This window comes from Pseudomonas sp. WHRI 8519, assembly GCF_040224055.2.
Taxonomy (GTDB): Bacteria; Pseudomonadota; Gammaproteobacteria; order Pseudomonadales; family Pseudomonadaceae; genus Aquipseudomonas; species Aquipseudomonas putida_X.
Genome location: NZ_CP167996.1, coordinates 660,211 through 682,900, shown reverse-complemented (window position 1 = coordinate 682,900; position 22,690 = coordinate 660,211). Strand labels below are relative to the sequence as shown.

Annotated in this window: 22 protein-coding genes and 2 pseudogenes; 12 read left to right on the top strand and 12 right to left on the bottom strand. The window is 61.8% G+C overall.

The genetic code is table 11. From position 1 onward, the window contains the following. Positions 1–13 precede the first annotated feature (13 nt). From yedA to ABRP30_RS03160, 3 genes are all read right to left on the bottom strand, one after another. The gene (yedA, locus tag ABRP30_RS03170) at positions 14–934 is read right to left on the bottom strand and encodes a drug/metabolite exporter YedA (protein WP_267820765.1); all 921 of its coding nucleotides are present in this window, start codon (positions 932–934) and stop codon (positions 14–16) included. A gap of 145 nt (positions 935–1,079) precedes the next feature. Then, complete coding sequence (locus ABRP30_RS03165; RefSeq protein WP_012312588.1) at positions 1,080–1,559, bottom strand: NYN domain-containing protein; 480 nt, start codon at positions 1,557–1,559, stop codon at positions 1,080–1,082. Positions 1,560–1,622: 63 nt separating this feature from the next. After that, the gene (locus tag ABRP30_RS03160) at positions 1,623–2,375 is read right to left on the bottom strand and encodes a DUF2076 domain-containing protein (protein WP_349975248.1); all 753 of its coding nucleotides are present in this window, start codon (positions 2,373–2,375) and stop codon (positions 1,623–1,625) included. 153 nt (positions 2,376–2,528) lie between these two features. Here ABRP30_RS03160 and ABRP30_RS03155 point away from each other — a divergent pair, with 153 nt between their 5' ends. Both ABRP30_RS03155 and ABRP30_RS03150 read left to right on the top strand, forming a co-directional pair. Continuing rightward, positions 2,529–3,185, top strand: coding sequence for a YciC family protein (locus ABRP30_RS03155; protein ID WP_267820761.1), 657 nt, complete (start codon positions 2,529–2,531; stop codon positions 3,183–3,185). A 76-nt stretch (positions 3,186–3,261) separates the two neighbouring features. Continuing rightward, on the top strand, positions 3,262–3,756 hold the full coding sequence (locus ABRP30_RS03150; protein ID WP_267820759.1) for a hypothetical protein: 495 nt from the start codon (positions 3,262–3,264) through the stop codon (positions 3,754–3,756). 44 nt (positions 3,757–3,800) lie between these two features. Here the strand turns inward: ABRP30_RS03150 and ABRP30_RS03145 are convergent. Both ABRP30_RS03145 and ABRP30_RS03140 read right to left on the bottom strand, forming a co-directional pair. Then, positions 3,801–4,043: pseudogene (locus ABRP30_RS03145) on the bottom strand (BrnA antitoxin family protein); the annotation flags it as partial. Further along, positions 4,021–4,145, bottom strand: a pseudogene (locus ABRP30_RS03140) (BrnT family toxin); the annotation flags it as partial. The pseudogenes ABRP30_RS03145 and ABRP30_RS03140, both read right to left, overlap by 23 nt. Positions 4,146–4,398: 253 nt before the next feature. Here ABRP30_RS03140 and ABRP30_RS03135 point away from each other — a divergent pair. Together ABRP30_RS03135 and ABRP30_RS03130 are read left to right on the top strand one after the other, a co-directional pair. Next, entirely contained in the window at positions 4,399–5,496 is a 1,098-nt protein-coding gene (locus tag ABRP30_RS03135; RefSeq protein ID WP_349975247.1) for a type IV toxin-antitoxin system AbiEi family antitoxin, read from the top strand. Between the two features lies 1 nt (position 5,497). Further along, positions 5,498–6,415: a hypothetical protein gene (locus tag ABRP30_RS03130; protein WP_349975246.1), complete on the top strand. Its 918-nt coding sequence runs from the start codon at positions 5,498–5,500 to the stop codon at positions 6,413–6,415. 175 nt (positions 6,416–6,590) lie between these two features. Here the strand turns inward: ABRP30_RS03130 and hrpB are convergent, their stop codons facing one another. Beyond that, on the bottom strand, positions 6,591–9,116 hold the full coding sequence (hrpB, locus tag ABRP30_RS03125) for an ATP-dependent helicase HrpB (protein WP_349975245.1): 2,526 nt from the start codon (positions 9,114–9,116) through the stop codon (positions 6,591–6,593). A 116-nt stretch (positions 9,117–9,232) separates the two neighbouring features. Here hrpB and ABRP30_RS03120 point away from each other — a divergent pair, with 116 nt between their 5' ends. Together ABRP30_RS03120 and ABRP30_RS03115 are read left to right on the top strand one after the other, a co-directional pair. Then, positions 9,233–9,652, top strand: coding sequence for a polyribonucleotide nucleotidyltransferase (locus ABRP30_RS03120; RefSeq protein ID WP_241803920.1), 420 nt, complete (start codon positions 9,233–9,235; stop codon positions 9,650–9,652). Positions 9,653–9,677: 25 nt separating this feature from the next. Further along, complete coding sequence (locus tag ABRP30_RS03115; RefSeq protein WP_241803921.1) at positions 9,678–10,547, top strand: cation diffusion facilitator family transporter; 870 nt, start codon at positions 9,678–9,680, stop codon at positions 10,545–10,547. Between the two features lie 3 nt (positions 10,548–10,550). On the opposite strand, the gene ABRP30_RS03110 is transcribed toward ABRP30_RS03115, so the two are convergent. Then, a complete protein-coding gene (locus ABRP30_RS03110; RefSeq protein WP_267820749.1) occupies positions 10,551–11,390 on the bottom strand; it encodes a DUF6515 family protein in 840 nt (279 codons plus the stop codon). A 394-nt stretch (positions 11,391–11,784) separates the two neighbouring features. Between ABRP30_RS03110 and ABRP30_RS03105 the strand changes: the two genes are divergently transcribed. Continuing rightward, a complete protein-coding gene (locus tag ABRP30_RS03105) occupies positions 11,785–12,261 on the top strand; it encodes an Lrp/AsnC family transcriptional regulator (protein WP_003249795.1) in 477 nt (158 codons plus the stop codon). Between the two features lie 30 nt (positions 12,262–12,291). After that, entirely contained in the window at positions 12,292–12,495 is a 204-nt protein-coding gene (locus tag ABRP30_RS03100; protein ID WP_241803924.1) for a DUF2788 domain-containing protein, read from the top strand. 100 nt (positions 12,496–12,595) lie between these two features. On the opposite strand, the gene ABRP30_RS03095 is transcribed toward ABRP30_RS03100, so the two are convergent. The 4 genes from ABRP30_RS03095 to ABRP30_RS03080 form a co-directional block, all read right to left on the bottom strand. Then, positions 12,596–13,225 (bottom strand): pseudouridine synthase, encoded by a 630-nt coding sequence (locus ABRP30_RS03095; protein WP_267820747.1) that lies wholly within the window; start codon positions 13,223–13,225, stop codon positions 12,596–12,598. A gap of 6 nt (positions 13,226–13,231) precedes the next feature. Further along, positions 13,232–14,695, bottom strand: coding sequence for an AMP nucleosidase (gene amn / locus ABRP30_RS03090; RefSeq protein WP_267820745.1), 1,464 nt, complete (start codon positions 14,693–14,695; stop codon positions 13,232–13,234). A gap of 68 nt (positions 14,696–14,763) precedes the next feature. After that, a complete protein-coding gene (locus ABRP30_RS03085) occupies positions 14,764–16,416 on the bottom strand; it encodes an acyl-CoA dehydrogenase family protein (RefSeq protein ID WP_349975244.1) in 1,653 nt (550 codons plus the stop codon). Positions 16,417–16,600: 184 nt separating this feature from the next. Next, on the bottom strand, positions 16,601–18,592 hold the full coding sequence (locus ABRP30_RS03080; protein WP_349975243.1) for a 7TM diverse intracellular signaling domain-containing protein: 1,992 nt from the start codon (positions 18,590–18,592) through the stop codon (positions 16,601–16,603). Between the two features lie 265 nt (positions 18,593–18,857). Here ABRP30_RS03080 and ABRP30_RS03075 point away from each other — a divergent pair, with 265 nt between their 5' ends. The 4 genes from ABRP30_RS03075 (at position 18,858) to ABRP30_RS03060 (ending at position 22,325) form a co-directional block, all read left to right on the top strand. Beyond that, on the top strand, positions 18,858–19,655 hold the full coding sequence (locus ABRP30_RS03075; RefSeq protein WP_241804121.1) for a hydroxymethylpyrimidine/phosphomethylpyrimidine kinase: 798 nt from the start codon (positions 18,858–18,860) through the stop codon (positions 19,653–19,655). Between the two features lie 14 nt (positions 19,656–19,669). Next, on the top strand, positions 19,670–20,293 hold the full coding sequence (thiE, locus tag ABRP30_RS03070) for a thiamine phosphate synthase (RefSeq protein ID WP_241803929.1): 624 nt from the start codon (positions 19,670–19,672) through the stop codon (positions 20,291–20,293). A 17-nt stretch (positions 20,294–20,310) separates the two neighbouring features. Further along, a complete protein-coding gene (gene hemL, locus ABRP30_RS03065) occupies positions 20,311–21,594 on the top strand; it encodes a glutamate-1-semialdehyde 2,1-aminomutase (protein ID WP_012312573.1) in 1,284 nt (427 codons plus the stop codon). 185 nt (positions 21,595–21,779) lie between these two features. Further along, complete coding sequence (locus ABRP30_RS03060) at positions 21,780–22,325, top strand: tetratricopeptide repeat protein (RefSeq protein ID WP_241803930.1); 546 nt, start codon at positions 21,780–21,782, stop codon at positions 22,323–22,325. Positions 22,326–22,331: 6 nt separating this feature from the next. Here ABRP30_RS03060 and ABRP30_RS03055 read toward each other — a convergent pair whose 3' ends face one another. Then, entirely contained in the window at positions 22,332–22,658 is a 327-nt protein-coding gene (locus tag ABRP30_RS03055; RefSeq protein WP_241803931.1) for a DUF1820 family protein, read from the bottom strand. Positions 22,659–22,690 lie beyond the last annotated feature (32 nt).

Here is a 22,690-nt window from a genome sequence, read left to right as displayed (position 1 = left end):
GCAACACCCCGACCTACTTGCAGGTTTCGCCTTCAAGCGATGCAGCAGGCAGCGCGGGCTTGCGCCACTGCGGCAGGCCGATCAGCACCACGGCGCTGATGATCACCGCCATCGCCAGGCATTCCTCTGCGCCGATCTGCTCACCGGCAAAGACGATACCAAGCAACACCGCCACCGCCGGGTTGACATAGGCATAGCTGGTGGCCGCCGCCGGGCGCACATGCTTGAGCAGGTACATGTAGGCGCTGAATGCCAAGATCGAGCCGAACAACACTAGATAAGCCAATGCTCCCCAGCCTGCGGCTGTGGGCATCTGGGTCATGCGCTCGCCCGACAGGGCGCTGCCCAGCAACAATACCGCGCCACCGACCAGCATCTCGGCCGCACTGGCCATGGGGCCCTGGGGCAGCGGCAGGCTCTTGCTCCAGACCGACCCGAACGCCCAGGCGGCAGCCGCAAACAGGATCAGCGCCGCCCCGATGGGGCTGGCCTGCAGGTTAGAGCCAAGGTTGAGCAGGCCGATGCCAACCAGCCCGAGGACGATGCCCGCCCACTCCAGGCGCGAATTGCGATGGCCGAACAGCAGGCCAAACACCAAGGTAAACAGCGGCACCGTGGCCACGGCCAGCGCAGCGACGCCAGAGGCAACGCCAGCATGCTCTGCAACCGTCACGCCACCATTGCCGCAACTGAGCAGCAGAAAACCCACCGCACCTGCCGCACGCCATTGCGGCCAGGTCGGCGCCGGCACCCCACGCCAGCGCAAAAACCCATAGAGCAGGCCCCCGGCGATAAGGAATCGCACCCCGGCCATCAGCATCGGCGGCCAGGACGCCACACCGATGCGGATGAAAAGGTAGGTGGAGCCCCAGACCAGGTACAAGGCCAGGAAAGCACCGATCAACACTATCGGGAAGCGGCGGGAGGCAGGCATGGCAAAACTCGAAATCCGTTTACGGGGGAATGAGTTTAGGGAGCCTCGCCGCCAAGATTAAGTTACAAAACAGGATTAATTGGGCGGCACAATTTGCGTCATGGCAGGGGCATGCGGCGCAATGGCGCTCAGGCGCCAGTAACCCTCAATGCTTCAACAGCAAACGCCCTTCGATCGGCACATAGCGGCTGGCCGCTCTTATCAGCGACATGGCGGTCAAACCCGGCACGCCGTAGACCACCGCCTCGGCGCCATGGCGCTGAATCACTCGCTCCAGCAGCAGGTCGAAATCACCATCACCCGAAGCCAGCACCACCTGGTCGACACGGCTGGCGGCATCGATCACATCCAGGGTTATCCCCACATCCCAGTCACCCTTGGCCGATCCATCGCTGCGCTGGATGAACGGCTTGAGGCGCACGTCGAAACCAAGGTTGCGCAGGATCTGCTGGAACTGCTGCTGTTTGCTGTCCCCCCGGTCGATGGCATAGGCCACCGCCTCGACGATCTCACCCTCGCGGCTGACTTCCGACCACAGCGCGGTGTAGTTGAAGTGGCAGCCATGGGCCTGGCGCACGGTGTAGTAGAGGTTTTGCACATCGGCGAACAGTGCGATTTTCTTCACTACATACCCTCGGCTGAGGAGGCGCAGTGCGCCCCCGGAAATGCCAGCAGTATGCCAGAGCGATCAGACGAAGGTGTCGTCGTCCGAGAAGAAGCCGCCATCATCGCTGCCGTAATCGGTATCGGCGTACCCACCTTGATCAGCGCCCCAGCCACCGTTGTCGGCCACCTGCTGCTGCGCGTCCTGGTCATTCCAGCCACCGGTATCACTGGCCGGCGCCGGCTCTTCCTTGATCACCTCGACCACCTCTTCAGGCTGCGAGTGGTGGTTGAACAGGCTGCTGATGCCTTGTGCCAGCAACACACCACCGGCCACCCCGGCAGCTGTCTGCATCGCACCGCCAAGGAAGCTGCTGGCACCACCCCGAGCCGGCGCGGCGCCAAAACCCGGTTGCGCAGCCTGCGGCTGGGAGAAACCCGGTGCATTCGGCTCACGCCAACCGCCTGCCGAAGCGACCGGCGCGGCAGGCCGCTGGGGCTGCTGCGATGCTTGGGCAGGCTGGGGGTCACGCCCGCTGTTGCCAAAGATGCTGGAGAGGAAGCCACCACTGCTGGCGCTGCTGTTGCGAGAAGCCTCTGCCTGGGCACGAGCCTGCTTGAGCTCGGCTTCCAGTTGCTTGTTCTGTTCATCCAGGCGCTTGAGCGCAGCCTCCTGAACCAAAATCGCCTGGGCCATGTAGTAAGGCGCCGCCGGTTGCTCGCGCAGGTGTTCCTCGATGCGCGCCTGGGCCTGGGCATCACGCGGCTGGCTGGGGTCTTCGGCTTGTTTGATGCGGCCAAACAGGCCATCGATCAGGGTTTGCTCTTCAGTGTTCATTGGCTACCTCATGGGAAGCGGGACATCGGACATGTCAAAGATGGGGCGCGCAGGCAGCGGATTCAATCACTGGCACGGTGAAACTTTTTTCAGCAAATGGCTGCTCTGGGCTAAAGTTAGGCCCCTGCTTTTACTGCCATGCGATGTTGACCGATGAATCCGCTGAGCGTTTTTCGCGACTCCCTGTACTTCTTCCGCCGCCACCTGGCAAACATCATTGCGCTGTGCTTGCCGCTGATCGTACTCGAAGCCCTGGTGACCCAACTGATGATGCGGCAGCTGGGCGACCAGGCCTCACTGTCCTACAGCATGCTGGTGAGCCTGCTGTTCTATCCGCTTTACAGTGCAGCGCTGATTCTTTACCTCGATACCCGCAGCAACGGCCAGGACATCCCCAAGCGTGAGCTGTTTGCCCGCGCCATGCAGCTATGGCCGCAGATGGCGCTGCTGATCATGATCAGCTCGCTACTGATCTTGGCGGGGCTGATGCTGCTGGTCTTCCCGGGGGTCTGGATCATGATCAACCTGGTGTTCGCCGAGTACCTGCTAGTGCTGCGCGGCCTGCCGGTGGTGCAATCGATGCGCGAAAGCGCACGCATGACCACTGGGCATTTCATGCGCATCATGCTCTGCGTGTTTGGCGTGCTGGCACCGATCTGGCTGATCGACGGGCTGCTGCTGATTGCCTTCCCCGAGCCAGCTCCCGCTCTGGAGCTGGCCACGGCCAGCCTGCTCGGCTTCCTGCAGTTGTTCAGCACGGTGGTGCTGTACCGCCTGTTCATGCTGCTGGAGAGCAAGAGCGACACCTGAAGGAAAGCGTTCAGACTCCAGCGTGGCCTGCCCGGGAGATTAAGGTGCCGATCCCACCCACCTTGGAGGTTCGCACATGGACCCGGAAATTCAGAGCAGGTACGCCAGGTCGTTCAGTGGCCATCTGTACGCAATGGCCACCGACAGGTATGTCCCCCTTCGCTTGAGCACCCGCCGCGACAAATGGCACTGGGGGATCACACCGCAGGACGACTGGCTCATGGCTGGAGGCGACCAGGCCTCCATACGCCTGGACTTCACCTTCGACTCGAGCACGCAAGACCGTCTGCACCATCACATCAGCCTCAGCGGCCCGGCGCAGCCCCCCAAAAAGCTTGGCCTGAGCCTGAACGGATACCTGGGCTTCTACCAGCGGGCAGAAGTCACCGATTACTGGAAGATCGAACCGCTGGAGCTCACGGAACATGGCTTGATCTGCTACCTGCGTGATCACCAGGGCTACCGTGCCGGCGCGATCGCGGACACCCCTCATCACAGCAGGCATCCCATGTACCTGATCAACACGAAAGAGGGCGAAACGCTCACGTTCCTCCTCCAGCAGGTTGCCTGAGCCTTGATCGTCAGGTACCAGGGGGGCGTCCGGTCCAGTAGGCTCTGTTGGGCCTGCATGTCGCGGTGTAGCAGTTGGTTGATGCGCGTCTGGTAGCCCGCGCCTTGCCCCTTGAACCACTCCAGCACATCGGCATCCAGGCGGATGGTCACCGCCTGTTTCACCGGCACGCGCAGCTCGGCGCGGCGAAAGAAATCATCGCCCAACTCGGGCATGTCGCCGGTGTCGATGTCCTGATCGTCCAGCTTGGCCAGGCGTTCCCAGTCAGTTTTCGATGCTTTCGACATAGCGTTTGGCCTCCTGTTTGGTGGCCTTCGGGCGGAGGTGATGCGGACCACATCGCCCCGCCGCTCGGTGTAAACAACCACGCCGATCACAAACGTTAACCATATCGTTCTTTAGATTTTCTTGATTTCCTGTACAGGAAAAATAGCCAATGCACGGAATCAAGACGTCATTTCACTTGATTTCCTGATCAGGAAAATAGGTAAAATGCCGAATCCAAGGCTCATTTCGCTTGATTTCCTGCTCAGGAAAAATGAGCCAAAAACCGAACCAAGCGTTGATTTTTTTAAAATCTAGAGTAGCTTTGAGCTAAGAAATGGACGGAGGCTCGTCCAAGCTTTCGGCGCAGGGGTAGCAATGAATTACGATTTCGAAAAGCATGAACCGCTGATGAGCGCCTTCGCTGAGGCATTTGAGGAGGCCACAGGATCAGCGCTGTCAGCTATCAAGATCAATCCCGAGGGCGAGCCTTGGGAGCCGGATGCCATGGGTCACCTTAATACCCCCGAGGGCGACTGGCGTCTAGTATTCGCCATCAAGAAAGAAGCGTATCCACGGGACATCAAGGATGCACTGTGGGATCTGCATGGGCATCAGAGCCGGACGAAGAATGCTTCTGACATGGTGCCCATTTTCCTTGCCGAACACATCAGCAAAGGAGCGCGGGACGAACTCAGAAACCGTGGAGTGAGCTTCTTTGATGCGAGTGGCACACTGTTCTTCAAGCATCGAAACTGGCTAGTCAACATCGAAAAAGGTAAGTCTGCGACCAAAGGCGCACTCCGAGAAGTGGATGTGTTCAAAGGTTCACGTGAGAAAATCATCCATACCCTCCTTCACATGGATAGGGATTGGTTTCATGGTCAGCAGGTAGTTGAGCTTTCCCAAACCTCTGGCGCTACCGTGTCTAATTTGCTCCAAGCGCTAGAGCGTCTTGGTTGGGTAGAATCCCAAGGAGAGGGGCGACATCGAGTTCGTCGGCTCATAAGACCTACAGAGCTGCTGGATGCCTGGGCCGAAGCATGGGCAAAACGCAGGCAACAAATTTCACGATGGTACTTTTTCTGCCAAAACCCTAAAAAGCTTGTCGAGGAATTGTCCTCAAACATGAGCTGGAATGGTCGTGACCAACGAGATGGTTTGTCGGTAGCGTTCACAGGCGCTATCGCTGCCAATCGTCTGTCCCCCCTACTCACTCATGTCGATATTGCAGAAATCATAGTACCGACAAAAGCTGAGCGAGTTGCTGAAAAGCTTGGTCTTAAACCAGCCGAAAAAGGTGCGAACGTTGTTTTGATCGAGCGCTCAGGAGCCAGCGAACTCTTCCAGGAGTATTCGCACACTGAACAAGCTTTTTTCGCGAGTCCTTTCATACAGTACCTTGACCTCCTAAATGGCCGTGGACGAAACGCAGAGCTTGCGGCCCAATTTCGTGAAGATATTTTAAAGGTGTAACGTGGCAGTAGGAGCCAAACCACAGTCGGCTGATGGATACAGTGCTGCACATACACATACCTGTGAGCAAGTCCTGGTCACCCTCCTCAGCGCCTTCGGTTCACTGAAGGATACTATCCGCCTGGTGGGCGGCTTGGTGCCGAGGTATTTGACGCCTGAACAGTACCCAGATGTACCGGCCCACTTTGGTACATCTGATGTCGACGTTGCGCTTAATCTCTCAGTGCTAGCATCCGGAAACTATACTTCTCTGTCCAAGCAACTGCTGGCTCGCGGATTCAAACGATGGGTTGATCCAAAAAATGGCTGGGACACAGCATGGCGGTGGGAGTATCAGATTTCTGCCAAGCAAGTCGTTTTGGTTGAATTCCTCAGAGGCTCAACCGATGACTGCCCACCAAGCAAAATTGCTGCACTCGACGGTGAGGATGTTTCAGCACTCTCAGTACAGCACATGGAAATTGTGCATGACTGGTACGAGTCGAGAAAAATTGAGGCGGAAATGCTCGGTGATCGAGGTGTTACCATCGAGACCGTACATTACGCTGACGTCCCGGCATTCATCATCCTCAAAGCCTTGGCATTTCACAGTCGCGCAGAGAAGAAAGACTCCGGCGACCTGATTCACGTGATGCGTTATGCCGGTCCTCTCGAAGATGTAGTGGGCCAGTTTGTTGCGCGAGCGAAGTCTGGCTTGCATGCAGAAGCCATCAAGGCATGTCGGATCGCACTGAAAGAGAGATTCTGCAGCACCTTGAAGACAGAGGGGCACGACCTGATTGGGCCTAAATCGTATGCTCAGTTTATGCTCGGAAAAGGCGCGGATGAAGAGGAGCTTGTATCAGAGGCACGTTATGCGTCAGGCCTCATCGAAATTTTCCTGAAGTTGCTTGAGCGTGATCTCGGGCCAGTCGAATAACTAGCCTGAAAACGCAGAAAAACAGGCAGCTAGGTCGTAACGGCTAGCGGCCTGGTCTAAGCACCATGCTGAAGAACAAGCGGAGCGCGCCAGGCGTGAGGATGGAAGCCCGTAAGGGTCGAGAAACGCAGTAGCTCGATTCACGACAGCCGCTCCCGCAGGGCACACCCAAACCTCAAGGTTTCCTAGGCTTCGCTCTGGCTGTCGCTTCAGCAACCAATGGATCTTCAGGCCAATAATGCTTGGGGTATCTACCTTTGAGATCTTTTTTCACCTCGACATAGGTGCTGCGCCAGAAGTTGGCGAGATCCTGGGTAACCTGCACTGGCCTACGAGCCGGCGACAGTAGATGGAGAATCAACGGCTGCTTGCCCTGGGCTATGCGTGGTGTCTCTGCCAGGCCAAACAGCTCCTGCAGCCGCACTGCGAGGATTGGCGGATGCTGCAAGTAGTCGATGCGGATATTCGAGCCGGACGGCACCTGAATCGCCTGAGGCGCCAGGCTCTCCAGCTCCTGTGGAAGCGGCCACGGCAGGAGATTTCTGACTATCGACGGCAGATCCAACTGGCTGAAGTGGCTGAGCCTCGTGACTTTGGCCAGGTACGGAGTGAGCCACTCTTCGAGTGTGTCGAGAAGATTGGCATCGCTGAGATCAGGCCATTTGCTCTCTGCCTGACCATTCTGGATGTCCAGCTGACGCAGTAGATCGACCCGCGCCTGCCACTGCCGAAGCTCCGGGTTCCACGGCAGGAGCTCGATGCCCTTGCGCCTCACCAGGTTGACCAGGGCCAGCGAACGGGTTTGCTCATCAAGACTCGGCAGGGCTTTCGTCGACAAGATCAGTTGCCCAACCTTCAACTGCCGCTCAGCCTTCAGAACACCTTCCCTCTCGTCCCAGTCGACCTCATCGACAGACCTCACAAGGTCAGCCAGCTCGTCATCGAACAAGGCCGGATCGAGATCACTCGCCAGGTAGATCCGCTCTTCGCGCTGCCCTTGCCGGCTACCCAGGTCGGCCACCACCAGCCACTCGTGCTTGGTGAGTGCATCGGGCTCTGAAAACACCGCAGCACGTCCGTTGGAGAGACGGTATTCGGATGCACTTGCACGCCTCTGCAGGCCGATTCGATCAGGGTATGCGAACGCCAGGAGACAACCTACCCATCTTGGGTGATCGGGCTCGCTGACAGGGCTGGAGGCCTTCCCACGCAGCAGGGATCGGTACTGCCGAGCAGACTGCTTTACCCGCTGGAGGGAACCGCCACTTCGACGTGAATGTTGCTCGCCTGAGAGGGCACTCAGCCTGGTGTGAAGGTCGGCACCTGCTCCACGCTGGATGTCCTTCTCACCCAGCAGCGCCGCGATGTTGCACGCTAGGTCATCCAGGCCCATCGCATTGCCTTTGATGAGCAGGTGAGCGATCCGTGGATGCGCCGGAAGCTCGCTCATGGCCGAACCGTGCGGTGTGAGCTGTCCTGCATCGTCGAGCGCGCCCAGGCGCTTCAACAGGTCTCTGGCTTGGCCGAAAGGAGCTGATGGAGGTTTGTCGAGCCAGGTCATCTCTTCCGGCTTCATTCCCCACCGGGCCAGCTGCAGAGCCAGGGCTGCGAGATCAGCTTGCAAGATCTCTGGGGTACTGTAGCCGGCCATTTGCTCGTGCTGCGATTCCGACCACAGGCGATAGCACACGCCTGGCTCCAAGCGCCCTGCCCGCCCCGCACGCTGGGTAGCACTGGCCTTCGAGATGCGCTGCGTGTCGAGTCGGGTCATGCCACTGCGAGGATCGAACTTCGGCACTCGCTCAAGACCACTGTCCACCACGACCCGGACGCCTTCGATGGTCAAGCTGGTCTCGGCGATGTTCGTGGCCAGTACGATCTTCCGGGAGTTCTTGGGTGCCGGGTCAATAGCAGCACGCTGGGCGTTCAGATCGAGGTCACCATACAGTGGGCATACGATCACATCTGGACGGCTGCTCAGCTGCTCCTTGAGGTCTTCTGCCACCCGCCGAATCTCTGCCTGCCCAGGAAGGAAAACCAGAACGCTTCCTCCCGACTGTTCATTGATGGCGGCCAAGCAGGTGTCTGTGACTCGCGCATCGATTCGCTCGCCCGGCTGATAGGGGCTACCCCAAACCGTCGAGACCGGATACATCCGCCCTTCACTGGTGACCACAGGCGCATCATTCAACACCTTTGAAAGGCGAGCACCCTCCAGTGTTGCGGACATCAGGAGCAGCTTCAGCGGGGGCTCATCACGCAGCAGTTCGCGGGCACTCAGGCACAGAGCCAGTGCAAGGTCAGAGTCAAGGTTTCGAAGGTGGTACTCATCGAAGATGACCAAGCCCACCCCGTCCAGTGCAGGGTCATCTTGGAGCCGGCGCGCCAGGATGCCTTCGGTGACCACCTCGATACGCGTACCGGGCCCGACCTTGCTGTCCAGGCGAATGCGGTAGCCCACGGTTTCGCCGACTTTTTCGCCCAGCTCGCTGGCCAGCCGTTCGGCCGCCGCGCGTGCGGCCAGGCGGCGGGGTTCCAGCATCACGATGGTCTGCCCGGCCAGCCAGGTTTCATTCAACAGCGCCAGCGGCACACGGGTGGTCTTGCCGGCGCCGGGCGGGGCCTCGAGCACCGCTTCGTGACGGTTTTCCAGGGCATGGCGCAAAGCTGGCAGGGCGGCATCGATTGGTAAAGAAATCATGGTGGTCCTCGAACAGTCTGGCGAGTATAACGGCGAACCCAGCCTGCTCTATCATGGTCTTAGCATCAGGTGCCGGCGTATCGTCCACCTTGTGGCAACTTTCTTCGGAGATTCAAATGCGCATCCCATCCCGCGTCATCGGTGGCGCCCTCATCGCCACCTTGCTGACCCAGCTGACGGCCTGTGGCACGCTGTTCTACCCTGATCGCCGCGGGCAGATCGAAGGCAAGGTCGACCCGGTAATCGTCGCCCTCGATGCCATCGGTATTCTGTTCTACGTGATCCCGGGCCTGATTGCCTTCGGTGTCGACTTCGCCACCGGCGCCATCTACTACCCCGGGGGCACCACGGCACAGGTAGCGCCAGAGAAACTGCGCGAGGCCATCAAGCCCGATGGCAAGGTCGACAACCTCAAGCTGCAAGCCATTCTCGAAAGCGAACTGGGCCAGCGCCTGCCGCTGGACGACCCACGGTTGATCCAGCATCGCGGCAGCGTCGAGCAACTGGCAGCGTTCGGCCTGGTGCCGGCAGCCTGATACCTGCAAGGAAGCCCCCCACGGCATGATCACCTCGGCTGAAAACGAGCGCCTGCTACGCCTGGCCACCCGCGCGTCGCTCGCGGTGGCCAGCATCCTGGTGCTGAGCAAGGCCGTGGCCTGGTGGTTAAGTGGCTCGGTCAGCTTGCTGGCCGGGCTGACCGATTCGGCGCTGGACGCGGTCGCCTCGTTCCTCAACCTGCTCGCGGTGCACTATGCGCTGCGCCCGGCTGACGATGACCATCGCTTCGGCCACGGCAAGGCAGAGGCCTTGGCAGGCATGGCCCAGGCCGTGTTCATCGGTGTGAGTGCGGTACTGATCGGGGTTCAGGCCGTCGAGCGTCTGCAATCGCCACAACCCTTGGGTGATACCGCCATCGGCATCGGCGTGATGCTGCTGTCGTTGGTACTGACGCTCGCTTTGCTGGCGCTGCAACGCAAGGTCATTCGCGTGACAGGCTCAACGGCGGTGCGTGCTGACTCGCTGCATTATCGCTCTGACCTGCTGCTCAATGGCAGCATCCTGCTGGCCTTGCTGCTGGCGCGTTACGGCTGGCCGCAACTGGACGCGCTGTTTGGCCTGGGTATCGCGCTGTACATCCTGTGGAGTGCACTGCAGATCGCCCGGGAAAGCACGGCAATCCTGATGGACAAGGAACTGCCCGGCGACATCGGCGAGGGCATGGTCGAACTGGTGCTGGGCATTGCCGGGGTCAAAGGTGTACATGACCTGCGCACCAGGGTGTCGGGCAATCAGTGGTTCGTGCAACTGCATCTGGAACTACCAGGGCAGTTGCCGTTGCACGAAGCACATGCCCTGTGCGTACAGGCTTCTGAGGTCATCCGCCAGCGTTATCCACAGGCGGATGTGATGGTGCATGCCGACCCCGTTTGAAGGTCAGTTGATGCTGTAGCCCCGGCCACTGAAACAGGCCCCCAGCGCCCGCCGATAGTGGTCTGCAACGTTGGCCGGGGGTGCGCTGGGTGCGGTGGCGGGGTCGAAGTTGGACTCGCTCACCGCCCACCGGTGACACTGGTAGCGGTCCTGGTCCTGTTGCTCCTGGCCTTGCCCGTGCATCGGGTAGGCCACCACATCGTATGCAGTGCTTGAAGGGGCTTGCGCCACCGGGGCCGGTGCGACGGCAGGTGGGCTGACCACCACGTACTCGCGGCTGTCTGCCAGGTACTGGTAATACGTATCGGCAACCAGGAAAAGCAGGGCACCCCCGACCCACACTTCACGTGCATAGGAGGGCAGGTAGCCGACCCGCACCCCGTAAGGCGGGGCGACCACGATGTAGCTGCCGCCCTGCGGCCGGTACCAGTAACCGCCTGAGTAGAAATAGTCCTGCCCACGGTACGGCACTTTCCAGTAGCGGTCCGGGAAACGGTCGACTCTGTGCCCAGGGCGGTACTGCGGCCCCGGCCCCCAACCATTGCCATGGCCATCCGGCCGCCCCTGCCAGTCGCCGCCCGGCCGTTGCCCAGGGCCGCCGGCCTCCCAGTGCCGGTAATCGGCATTGCGCCGGGGAATATCCTGATAGTAGCCCTGGCGGGCGGGCTGGGTCTGATGCACTTCATCGCGCGAGTTGAGCGGCGAGCGGCCTTCGTAACTGCCGTTGGGATCCTGCCGGCCATTGCCACCATGCCCATCGTCAGGGCCTTGGGCCTGCGCCCCCAGACAGATGCTCACGCCAAGCAAACCAACACCTGCCAACTGCCAGATGCGCGACTTCATGTTGTTCCTCACGGTAAAGATAACGGCACGCTGCCAGTCTACCGCGCCTGTACCGGACAAACAGATGAAATCGCGGCCATGAAAAAAGGGAGGCCTTGTGGCCTCCCTTTGAGAATTGTCGTCCGTGCTCGGCACTTGTGGCGCCGGCTCACCTCATACGCTCTTGTGGAGGTACGTAGCCCGGGGGCCTGGCGGATCCTGTTGGATGGCTGGCCGCGACCGCCCGCCTAGGGCGCGTCGCCGTGGACTGATGTCCGGGCAGTGATTCTGTTGATAAAGATACGTGACAGGGGGCGGCAGCGGATTGCGAAGATTGCTCAGATAAATAGCACTTGCGCAATTTTTAACCCTGGATCGATAATTCACCGCAATCCGATCAGAAAAGGCCTTTTCCATGAGCAAGCTTGACCGCTACGACCTGAGCATCCTCGCCGAATTGCAGCGCGATGCGCGCATTTCCAACCAGGAGCTGGCCGAACGTATTGGCCTGTCGCCCTCCCCCTGCTCGCGTCGGGTCAAGCAACTGGAAGACGACGGCTATATCTCGCGGCAAGTCGCCCTGCTAGACCGCAAAAAGCTCGGCCTGAGCCTGACGGCTTACGTGCTGATCGGCATGGACCGGCACACCCCGGAGCGTTTCGAGACCTTCGAGGCGGCCATCCGCAACTTGCCACAGGTGCTCGAATGCAGCCTTGTCACCGGCATGGACGCCGACTATCAGCTAAAGGTGGTGGTACCGGACATGGATCACTACCAGAAGCTGCTCCTGGGCAGCCTGACCCGCATCGAAGGCGTCACCAGCGTGCGCTCGAGCTTCGTGCTCAATCAGGTGCTGGCGAGCACCGAACTGCCCCTGACCCACCTTCGTTGATTGGCTGCTGAGCCTGCCTGGAGAACACTGATGGATCCGGCTGTATTCGAAGAGTGGATGATGATCACCCTGGTCACCGTGTTGATCGGTTTCATGGGTTTCATCGTTTGGGACCTGGCAAAAAAATCCAAGGCCGGGCGCTTTGGCACGATGATCCTGTTCTTCGTGCTGGGGCTTGGGGTGCTGGCCTTTATCATCAAGACCGTGGTCGTGGGGATTCTGGAAGGGGTGTAGCGCCCTCCCAAGCCTGATCACCGGCAAGCTGGCGCCCATGGATGCCAAGGCCTGCGCATGTTCTGCAGGGCCCTCTTGCCGGCGATGACGCCAGCGAGCGTTACAGCTTGGCCGGCACCTCGCGCCAACACCCCTGCTCCAGCCCATCCAGCGCCCAGTCACCGATCCGCACACGCACCAGGCGCAAAGTCGGCAAGCCGACCGCCGCGGTCATGCGCCGCACCTGGCGGTTACGCCCCTCGCGAATCACCAGCTCCAGCCAACTTGTGGGCACGCTCTTGCGAAAGCGGACCGGCGGGTTGCGCGGCCACAGTTCGGGCTCCTCCAGGCGTCGAGCTTCGGCCGGCAAGGTCGGCCCGTCATTGAGCTCTACACCCTCGCGCAACCGCTTTAGCTGCTCGTCGCTGGGCTCGCCTTCCACCTGCACCCAGTACGTCTTGGCCAGCTTGTGCTTGGGGTCGGCGATGCGGGCCTGCAAACCGCCGTCGTTGGTCAGCAGCAGCAAACCTTCGCTGTCACGGTCCAGCCGACCGGCCGGGTAAATGCCAGGGATATCGATGTAATCCTTGAGCGTGGCACGGCCATCGCCGTCGCTGAACTGGGTCAGCACATCGAACGGCTTGTTGAACAGCACCAGGCGCGGCTCGGCCGGCGGTGCCTTGGGCTGGCGCCTTGGGCCGGCGGGCCGCGCCTTGGGCTGGCGCGGCTTGGAACGGGGTGGCAGTGGCATGGATCCTCAGCGGAACGGCGGCTCATCGAAGCTGCGCAGTTTACGCGAGTGCAGCGAGTTGAGCTCGGTGCGCAGCAGGTCGAGGGCGGCAATGCCGATCTTCAAGTGCTGGCTGACCGCGCGGTTATAGAAGGCATTGGCCGAACCGGGCAGCTTGATTTCGCTGTGCAGCGGTTTGTCGGACACGCACAGCAAGGTGCCGTATGGCACCCGCAAGCGATACCCCTGGGCGGCGATGGTACCGCTCTCCATGTCTACCGCCACCGCTCGCGACAGGTTGATCAGTGGCCGTTCCTGGGCCCAGCGCAGCTCCCAGTTACGATCGTCGTAGGTGAGTACGGTGCCGGTGCGCAGGCGCTTCTTCAACTCCTCGCCACGCTCGCCGGTCACCTGGGCTGCCGCCTCCTGCAGCGCCAGCTGCACCTCGGCCAGGGCCGGGATGGGGATGTTCGGCGGCACCACCCGGTCAAGAATACCGTCGCGGCGCATGTAAGCGTGCGCCAGCACGTAGTCGCCGATGGTCTGCGACTGGCGCAGGCCCCCGCAGTGGCCGATCATCAGCCAGCAGTGTGGACGCAGCACGGCTAGGTGGTCGGTGATGTTCTTGGCGTTGGACGGGCCGACACCGATGTTGACCAGGGTGACGCCGTCACCGTCAGCGGCGATCAGGTGATACGCCGGCATCTGATAGCGGTGCCAGACCACGCTGGCCACCAAGGCCTGCGCCTCACCGTGGTCCATGCCTTTTTCGATCGACACGTTGCCCGGCAGCACCATGCGCACGAAGCGCGGGTCGTCACGCAGCTGTTCAAGGCCGTGGCTGATGAACTGGTCGACATAACGGTGGTAGTTGGTCAGCAGGATCCACGGCTGCACATGGCGCCAGTCGCTGCCGGTGTAGTGCACCAGGCGGCGCAGCGAGAAGTCCACGCGGGCAGCGTCGAACAGCGCCAGCGGCAGGGTTTCGGCACTGCCCCAGTCGCACAACCCGTCGGCGATGTCGTCAGTGGCGGCAGACAGGTCGGTGCTGGGGAATACCCGCGCCAGCTCGGCGGCAGTGATGCCGCTGCCCGCCAGCTCATCGCCCTGGTCGACCACGTAGGGGTACGGGATGTTCTGTTCGCTGACACCGACCTCGACGGTCACGGTGTAGTCCTGCATCAAGGGGCGCAACTGCTCGAGCAGATAACCCCGAAATGCCGCAGGCTGGGTGACCGTGACGCTGTAAGTACCCGCTACCTGCACCTTGGCATAGGCACGGGTGGTGGCGGCGACTTCGCCGTGGCTGTAGTAGGTCAGGCGCAACGCCGGGTAGCGGTAGACGGCGCGCTCGTCGGCGTCCGGCTCGGTGCGGTCTTTCAGGTAACGCTTGAGGGCCTGGCTGAGGGCCCCGGTGGCCTGTTCATGCAAGGCCGCCAGACGGTCGACGGCCTGTTCGGGGGTATCAACGACTACAAAGGCTTGGCTCACACTGTGCTTCCTGTCTGGACATGCATGTCAGCCATCTTGCCTGCCTTCGCCAGTAAAAACATCCCCTGTCAGACGGGCCAGCCAGGCGTGGCCCGTGCAACCAGCGCCTGAACATCGACGCCCCGCGGCAACGCCCCGTAAACGCGGCCGCCGCCGGCCAGCCGGCTGCCGATGAAGGCATCGCTGACAGAGCTGTTACCCGCCTCCAGCAACAGCTTGGCCTGCAGCGCCAGGGCGATGTCCTCGGTCAGCTGCCGGGCACGATACTGGATGTCACTCGTATCGGTGAACGCACCCTTGAGGTTGCCGATGTGCGCGGCAAGCCGTGGATCGCCATGGCCATCGCCCAGTTCAGCGAACAGCGCATCGAGCACACCCGGCTCTTTGGACAGTGCCCGCAGCACATCCAGGCACTGGACGTTGCCTGAGCCCTCCCAGGTGGAATTGACCGGTGCTTCGCGGTACAGGCGCGGCAGGATGCTGTCTTCGACATAACCGGCACCGCCCAGGCACTCGGCAGCTTCGTTGATCATCGCCGGCGCGCGCTTGCAGATCCAGTACTTGCCCACCGCCGTGACCAACCGGGCGAAGTGCGCCTGCTGCGGGTCATCGAGTTGCTCCAGCGCTTGCCCCATGCGCAGGCTCAGGGCCAGGGCCGCTTCGCTTTCCAGCGCCAAGTCGGCCAGCACGTTCTGCATCAGTGGCTGCTCGCTCAGCACCCGGCCGCCGACCTTGCGGTGTGCGCAGTGGTGGGTGGCCTGGGTCAAGGCCTGGCGCATCAGGGCGCTTGAGCCGACCATGCAGTCGAAGCGGGTCATGGCCACCATCTCGATGATGGTCGGCACGCCCCGCCCCTCCTCGCCGACCATCCAGGCCAGCGCGCCACGGAACTCCACTTCGCTGGAAGCATTGGAGCTGTTGCCAAGCTTGTTCTTCAGGCGCTGGATGTAGAACTGGTTGCGGCTGTCATCCGGGCGATGGCGTGGCAACAGGAAACAGCTCAAGCCTTTGTCGGTCTGCGCCAGTGTCAGGAAGGCGTCGCACATTGGCGCCGAGCAGAACCATTTATGCCCAACCAGCTCGTAGGCCTGCCCCGGCCCCGGGCTGCCGACAGGATAGGCGCGGGTGGTGTTGGCGCGCACATCGGTACCGCCCTGCTTTTCTGTCATGGCCATGCCGATGGTCACGCCCGCCTTGTGGCGATCGCCGACGTTGCGCGGGTCGTATTCGCGGGCGAGAACCTTCGGCAACCAGTACTCGGCCAGCTCAGGCTGCAGCCTGAGCGCCGGCACAGCGGCAAAGGTCATGGTCAGCGGGCAACCGGTACCGGCCTCTGCCTGGCTGTGCAGGTAAGTCATCGATGCCCGGGCTACATGGGCACCGGGGCGCGGCTCGGCCCAGGGTAACGAGGGCAGGCCGTGCTCGACGGCCGTGCGCATCAGCTCGTGGTAGGCGGGGTGGAACTCCACCAGGTCGATGCGGTGACCGTAGCGGTCATGGCTGCTGAACACGGGTTTGTTCGCGTTGGCCAGAAAGCCCGCGGCCATCAGCGGGCCACCGGCCAAGGCACCATAGGCATCGATCCGCGATTCGGCCCAGCCGGCCCCGAAACGCCGCGACCACTCCTGCAGTGGCAGGTCCAGGCGGTACAGGTTGGCACCGTCGAGCGATGGCGGCTGGTTGGTGACTTCGTGGGTTTCAGCGTACTGGTGCAGGTTCATGGGGAGCTCCTGGAGGCCGTGTAGGGCTGAGAAGTCCAGTGAAGCACTCACTGCTGGGCAGACAAAGTGACAATAGTGACTAAACGTGTGATTTGAATTGCCCGCAGGGGTCACCCGGTCAACTGTGGGCGGGCCGAGCAGAGGGCGCAGTGCAACCCCTGGCAGGGGCTACACCGTTGTGCCATCAGAGCCGTGAACTGCCCGACACCGCCCTCCCCGCCGGGATCTGCACCTGCGCTATCGCCACTTCCAGGCTCAACTCGAACCGGCTACCCAGCCCCCGCGTAGACTCATGCACCAGCTGGCCGCCCAGCACCTCGCCCATCTGCCGGCAGATCGACAGGCCAATGCCCAACCCGCCATATCGACGGGTCATCGAGCCATCGACCTGGAAGAAGCGCTGATACAGGATCGCCTGGTCCAGGTCATCGAAGCCGATACCGCTGTCACTGACGGTGAAGGTCAGTGCCAGGCTGCCCGGCCCAAGACGATGGCCGCGCACCTGGATCATCACCCCACCCTGGTGGGTGAACTTGAGGCCGTTGTCCACCAGGCACCCCAGGCAACGCGCGAGTTTGTGCGCATCGCCCAGCAGTTCGTCCGGCAGCTCGGCGGGGATGTCCAGGCTCAGGTACAGCCCCTTGCCCAGCGCCGTTCCGGCATAGCCGGCCCGCAGCTCCTGGAGCATGCGCCGCAAGCTGAACGGCGCCGCCTGCACGCGCAGGCGGCCGGCCTGCAACTCGGTGAGGGTGAGAATATCGTCGACCATGTCCATCATGTTCTGCGCAGAGCCCACCGCCGTGCGGTGGTACTGGGCCATCTCGGCGCTCAGCGGCAAGGTGTGCATCAGCTCCAGCGAGCCGATCACACCGTTCATCGGGGTGCGCAGTTCGTGGGTGATCGTGGCGAGGAACTCATCCTTCAGATGGTTGCTCCTGGCCAACTGCTGGTTCAGTTGTTCCAGCGTGCGCCCGGTATCACGCAGGGTCTGAGCCTGCTGCTCGCGCATGCTGTTGATACGATCGGCCAGCGCCAGGGACAGCAACGCCACTTCCAGCGCCGCACCGAGCTGGCTGGCATACATGGTCAGGAACACATTGGGCAGGTAACCCAGCACCATCAGGGTATTGACCAGCCCGCCCAGCAGGAACGCCGTCCAGGCAATGATGAACCAGCGCGCGACCCGCAGGCCGCGCACCCAGGCATAGAGCCCCGCGGCGAAAATGCTGACGGTGAACAGCAGGGCCAGTACCGTGGCCATACGCAAGGCGATGCCATAGGGCATGCTCACCGCCAGCAGCATCACCAGCACTGCGCCAAGCATCAATAACTGCAGCAGGCGGTCGAACCCTCGGCTGATCGTGCCCAGGCGCAGGAAGTGGCGGGCGAACTGGCAACCGAACAAGCCGGCCGCACCGATGAACAACGGCGTGGCGGCATTCGCCCACCAGGGGCTGTCCGGCCAGAAGTACGCCACCCCTGCGCCGTTGACCGACACCTGGTAGAGGCCGAAGGAGGCAATATAGAGGATGTAATAGAGGTAACTGACGTCCCGCACGCTGAGGAAGATGAACAGGTTGTACACCAGCATCACCAGCAAGACCCCGTAGATCATCCCCAGCATATACAGGCGAGTGGGCTGCTCTTCCATGTAGGCCTCGGCAGACCACAACGCCAATGGCGCCTGTACTGAGCCCTGGCTGTGCAGGCGCAGGTACAGGGTGGTTGCCTGGTTGGGCTGCAGCGGCAGTTCGAACAGGTAGTTGTTCTGGAGAATCTGACGGCTGGCGTAGGGCAAGGCATCGCCGGTACGCTGTGCCAGGCGGTAGGTACCATCGGCACCCGGCAGATAGAGCTCGAGGTGATCCAGCGGCGGGTACGCCAGCTCCAGCAACCATTGGCGCGGTGCGGCGTTCGCCGAGGCCAGGTAGCGTAAATCGACCTTGAGCCAGAACACCGAAGTCGAATAGCCGGCGTTCAGCACGTGTTCATGGTGTGGGCGAAAACGGTTGGCGAAGGTGGGCGCGGTGACCTGAACGATGCTGGCGCTGCCATTGCGGTCTTCATAGACCTGCATGGTGCTGCCCAGCGGCAGGTACCGGGTGGAGTCGTCGAAATCGACCGCAGTGGCCATCACGGGCAAGCAGCCCAGAAGCAAAATCAGCAAATAGCGCATACGGCCCCAGCATGGCGTGTCCGGACACGTCGCAATGGCCCCCTATCCCTATGAGACGACGAATTCCGGCAAAGCCCGTTTATCGAGTTATCCGAGCACTCTAGCATAGCTTTGAAGGCTGGCAACGGGCCATCTTGATTTAGGCTAAAAAGGCTCTAGATCGATACTTTCAGGCCATGAAGAAGCCGAAAGCTGACCAATCGATCAACAAAAACCGTTTGTAGGACGATCCGTACAAATGGGTTTGGTGGTAAGCTCGCCGACCATGAATACCTACAGCTCCCGCCCCGTTGTCCTCTGTCTCTCCGGCCACGACCCAAGTGGGGGTGCCGGCTTGCAGGCAGATATCGAAGCCCTGATCGCCCAAGGCTGTCATGCCGCACCCGCGGTAACCGCCCTGACCGTACAGGATACCGTCAACGTTTCCGACTTCCGCGTGCTCGACCGTGAGTGGGTGCTGGCCCAGGCCAATGCCGTACTGGCCGACTCCACGGTCGCCGCGGTCAAGCTGGGCATGCTCGGCTCGATCGAAATGGTCGATACCGTCGCCGAACTGCTCATTGCCCACCCACACCTGCCGGTGGTCTGCGACCCGGTGCTGCGCGCCGGTGGCGGTGGCCGGCTGGGCAAGGACGAGGTCGGCTATGCCGTGCGCGAGCGCCTGTTGCCGCTGGCCGCCATTGCCACACCGAACCTGCCCGAGGCACGCATCCTTGCCGAGCTGCCTGACGGTAGCGCAGACGAGTGCGCCGAAAAATTGCTGCCGTTCTGTAAACACCTGCTGATCACCGGTGGCCACGGCGACGAAGAAGAAATCCACAACCGCCTGTACAGCCGCGATGGCCAGCGGCATACCTGGACCTGCCAGCGCCTGCCTGGCAGCTACCACGGCTCGGGCTGTACCCTGGCCAGCACGTTGGCCGGCCGCCTGGCCTTGGGCGAACACCTGCAAAGCGCAGTGCGCAGTGCCCTCGACTACACCTGGCGCACCCTGCGTGACGCCGAGCAGCTGGGCAAGGGCCAGTTCGTCCCGCGCCGCCTGCCCCTGGATTTCTGCTCCTGATACGAGGCTTTCTGATGAAGCTACGCGGTCTGTATGCAATCACCGACAGCCAGCTGCTCGCCGGCCGTTTCCTGTCCCATGTCGAGGCGGCACTGGAAGGCGGCGTGCGCCTGCTGCAGTACCGCGATAAAAGCGATGATGACGGCCGCCGACTGCGTGAAGCCCAAGCATTGCTCAAGCTCTGCGAACGCTACGGCACCGAGCTGGTCATCAACGACGATGCCGAACTGGCGGCGCGCCTGGGCGTCGGTGTGCACCTGGGGCAGACCGACGGCCCCTTGACCCCGGCCCGTGCCCTGCTGGGCCGCCAGGCCATCATTGGCTCGACCTGCCACGCCAGCCTCGACCTGGCCGCCCAGGCCGCCAGCGAAGGCGCCAGTTACGTTGCCTTTGGCCGTTTCTTCAATTCCGTGACCAAGCCCGGTGCACCCGCCGCCGATGTTGGCCTGCTGGCGCAGGCCCGGGCCCAGGTCAAACTGCCGATCGCCGTGATCGGCGGCATCACCCTCGACAACGCCGCCCCTCTGGTCGCCCACGGTGCCGACCTGCTGGCGGTGATCCATGGCCTGTTCGGTGCCGACAGCGCGCAGGAAGTCACCCGCCGCGCCCGCGCCTTCAACGCCCTGTTCGCTTCCTGATTTCAAGAGAAGATCCCATGTCCCGTTCCGAATCCCTGTTCGCCCAAGCCCAGAAGCACATCCCAGGTGGCGTCAATTCGCCGGTCCGCGCCTTCAAGAGCGTCGGCGGCACCCCGCTGTTCTTCAAGCATGCCGAAGGCGCCTATGTCGTCGACGAAGACGACAAGCGCTATGTTGACTACGTGGGTTCGTGGGGGCCGATGATCCTCGGCCACGGCCACCCACAGGTGCTCGACGCGGTGCGCAACCAGCTGCAGCATGGCTTGTCCTACGGCGCGCCGACCGCCATGGAAACCGAGATGGCAGATCTTGTCTGCTCGCTGGTGCCCTCCATGGAAATGGTGCGCATGGTCAGCTCCGGCACCGAAGCCACCATGAGCGCGATCCGCCTGGCCCGTGGTTACACCGGCCGCGACGCCATCATCAAGTTCGAAGGCTGCTACCACGGCCACTCCGACAGCTTGCTGGTCAAGGCCGGCTCCGGCTTGCTGACCCAGGGCGTGCCAAGCTCGGCAGGCGTGCCAGCGGACTTCGCCAAGCACACCCTGACCCTGCCGTTCAACGACATCGCTGCTGTCGAGAAGACCTTGGCCGAGGTCGGCCAGACCGTAGCCTGCATCATCGTCGAGCCCGTGGCCGGCAACATGAATTGCGTACCGCCAGCGCCTGGCTTCCTCGAAGGCCTGCGCGAGCAGTGCGACAAGCACGGCGTGGTGTTGATCTTCGACGAAGTGATGACGGGCTTCCGGGTCTCGCTGGGCGGCGCCCAAGGCTACTACGGCATCACCCCGGACCTGTCGACCTTCGGCAAGATCGTCGGCGGTGGCATGCCGGTCGGCTGCTTCGGCGGCAAGCGCGAGATCATGGGCTGCATCGCCCCGCTGGGCCCTGTGTATCAGGCCGGTACCCTGTCGGGTAACCCGCTGGCCATGGCCGCAGGCCTGACCACGCTGAAACTGATCAGCCGCCCAGGCTTCCACGACGAGCTGAGCGACTTCACCAGCCGCATGCTCGACGGCCTGCAGCAGCGCGCAGATGCCGCTGGCGTGCCGTTCGTGACGACCCAGGCAGGTGCCATGTTCGGCCTGTACTTCAGCGGCGCCGACGATATCGTCACCTTCGATGACGTGATGGCCAGCGATGCCGAGCGCTTCAAGCGCTTCTTCCACCTGATGCTCGACGGTGGCGTCTACCTGGCACCTAGCGCCTTCGAGGCCGGCTTCACCTCCATCGCACACGGTGACAAGGAGCTGCAGATCACCCTGGACGCGGCTGAGCGGGCATTTGCCGCACTGAAGTAAAGCGCAGCCAGAGCGCTTCGCCGGGCAATCGGGCGAAGCGCTCTGGCAATAAATGCCCGGCCACACCCGCAACTTTCCCCACCGGCACATAAATTCGAGTAAAACTTTGTAAGGTTGGCGCTGCTTATCCCATAATGTGCCACCAGAGACATTGGCCGTAGCTTTGCAGAGGTATGTCGATCCCCATGAACCGCACCGGCCGCGCCCTTGCCCTGGGCTGCCTGTTGCTTCTTCAGCCCCTGCTGGCACTGGCGGAGGGCGGTAACTCGTTGCTGATTCCTGCAACGGGGCGCTGCACGCTCAATGTCCAGCCAGAGGACCAGCAAAACGCCCTCAAGGCTTGCGAGCAGATGGCGGCGACCGGGGACGCCCAGGCGCAGTACGAACTGGGTGAGTACTATTACACGCAAACCCCCAAAGACCTGAAACTGGCCCTGGACTGGTTCGAAAAAGCCTCGCTGCAAGGCCATGCACAGGCCCAGTACCGCCTTGGCGGCATGTTCTTTCATGGGGAAGGGGTCGAGGCCAACAACGTACAGGCCTACATCCTGCTGAAAATGGCAGCGGTCAACGGTGCAGAGGATGCGCTGGACATGGCCGACGAAGTCACCGAGCAGATGCCCCGCGATGAACTGGAGCATGCCACCCAGGTACTCGGCCAGATCTTCCGCAAATACCTGCTGGAACTGCAAAGCGCCGAAGGGCGCACGCCGTTCTCGCCGCTCCCCTGATCCGCGTTACTTCTCTGGCATCGGCACAGGGAACGGCATCACATTGCCAGTTCCTTTGGCTTCGCTGATCTTGGCCGTGCCCAGGCGCTCCACCTCGTCGATGCGCACGATCGAGTGCATCGGCACGAAGCTGCGGATCACACCTTCGAACTGGTTCTTGAGCTTTTCTTCACTCGGATCGACGACGATCTGGGTGCGCTCACCAAAAACGAATTCCTCGATTTCCAGGAAGCCCCACAGGTCGCTCTGATAGATCTGTTTGGCATACATCTCGAAGACCTGCCCCTGGTTGAGGAAGATCACTTTATAGATGGCGGGTTCGCGTTTGCTCATGTTTGCCGGGATAACACATGCGTAAGAAAAGG

What these genes read in the sequence shown, in the direction of transcription:
- yedA (WP_267820765.1), bottom strand. Translation starts at nt 934, where the DNA reads ATGCCTGCCTCCCGCCGCTTCCCGATAGTGTTGATCGGTGCTTTCCTG.
- ABRP30_RS03160 (WP_349975248.1), bottom strand. Translation starts at nt 2,375, where the DNA reads ATGAACACTGAAGAGCAAACCCTGATCGATGGCCTGTTTGGCCGCATC.
- ABRP30_RS03155 (WP_267820761.1), top strand. Translation starts at nt 2,529, where the DNA reads ATGAATCCGCTGAGCGTTTTTCGCGACTCCCTGTACTTCTTCCGCCGC.
- ABRP30_RS03150 (WP_267820759.1), top strand. Translation starts at nt 3,262, where the DNA reads ATGGACCCGGAAATTCAGAGCAGGTACGCCAGGTCGTTCAGTGGCCAT.
- ABRP30_RS03135 (WP_349975247.1), top strand. Translation starts at nt 4,399, where the DNA reads ATGAATTACGATTTCGAAAAGCATGAACCGCTGATGAGCGCCTTCGCT.
- hrpB (WP_349975245.1), bottom strand. Translation starts at nt 9,116, where the DNA reads ATGATTTCTTTACCAATCGATGCCGCCCTGCCAGCTTTGCGCCATGCC.
- ABRP30_RS03120 (WP_241803920.1), top strand. Translation starts at nt 9,233, where the DNA reads ATGCGCATCCCATCCCGCGTCATCGGTGGCGCCCTCATCGCCACCTTG.
- ABRP30_RS03115 (WP_241803921.1), top strand. Translation starts at nt 9,678, where the DNA reads ATGATCACCTCGGCTGAAAACGAGCGCCTGCTACGCCTGGCCACCCGC.
- ABRP30_RS03110 (WP_267820749.1), bottom strand. Translation starts at nt 11,390, where the DNA reads ATGAAGTCGCGCATCTGGCAGTTGGCAGGTGTTGGTTTGCTTGGCGTG.
- ABRP30_RS03105 (WP_003249795.1), top strand. Translation starts at nt 11,785, where the DNA reads ATGAGCAAGCTTGACCGCTACGACCTGAGCATCCTCGCCGAATTGCAG.
- ABRP30_RS03100 (WP_241803924.1), top strand. Translation starts at nt 12,292, where the DNA reads ATGGATCCGGCTGTATTCGAAGAGTGGATGATGATCACCCTGGTCACC.
- ABRP30_RS03095 (WP_267820747.1), bottom strand. Translation starts at nt 13,225, where the DNA reads ATGCCACTGCCACCCCGTTCCAAGCCGCGCCAGCCCAAGGCGCGGCCC.
- ABRP30_RS03085 (WP_349975244.1), bottom strand. Translation starts at nt 16,416, where the DNA reads ATGAACCTGCACCAGTACGCTGAAACCCACGAAGTCACCAACCAGCCG.
- ABRP30_RS03080 (WP_349975243.1), bottom strand. Translation starts at nt 18,592, where the DNA reads ATGCGCTATTTGCTGATTTTGCTTCTGGGCTGCTTGCCCGTGATGGCC.
- ABRP30_RS03075 (WP_241804121.1), top strand. Translation starts at nt 18,858, where the DNA reads ATGAATACCTACAGCTCCCGCCCCGTTGTCCTCTGTCTCTCCGGCCAC.
- thiE (WP_241803929.1), top strand. Translation starts at nt 19,670, where the DNA reads ATGAAGCTACGCGGTCTGTATGCAATCACCGACAGCCAGCTGCTCGCC.
- hemL (WP_012312573.1), top strand. Translation starts at nt 20,311, where the DNA reads ATGTCCCGTTCCGAATCCCTGTTCGCCCAAGCCCAGAAGCACATCCCA.
- ABRP30_RS03060 (WP_241803930.1), top strand. Translation starts at nt 21,780, where the DNA reads ATGAACCGCACCGGCCGCGCCCTTGCCCTGGGCTGCCTGTTGCTTCTT.
- ABRP30_RS03055 (WP_241803931.1), bottom strand. Translation starts at nt 22,658, where the DNA reads ATGAGCAAACGCGAACCCGCCATCTATAAAGTGATCTTCCTCAACCAG.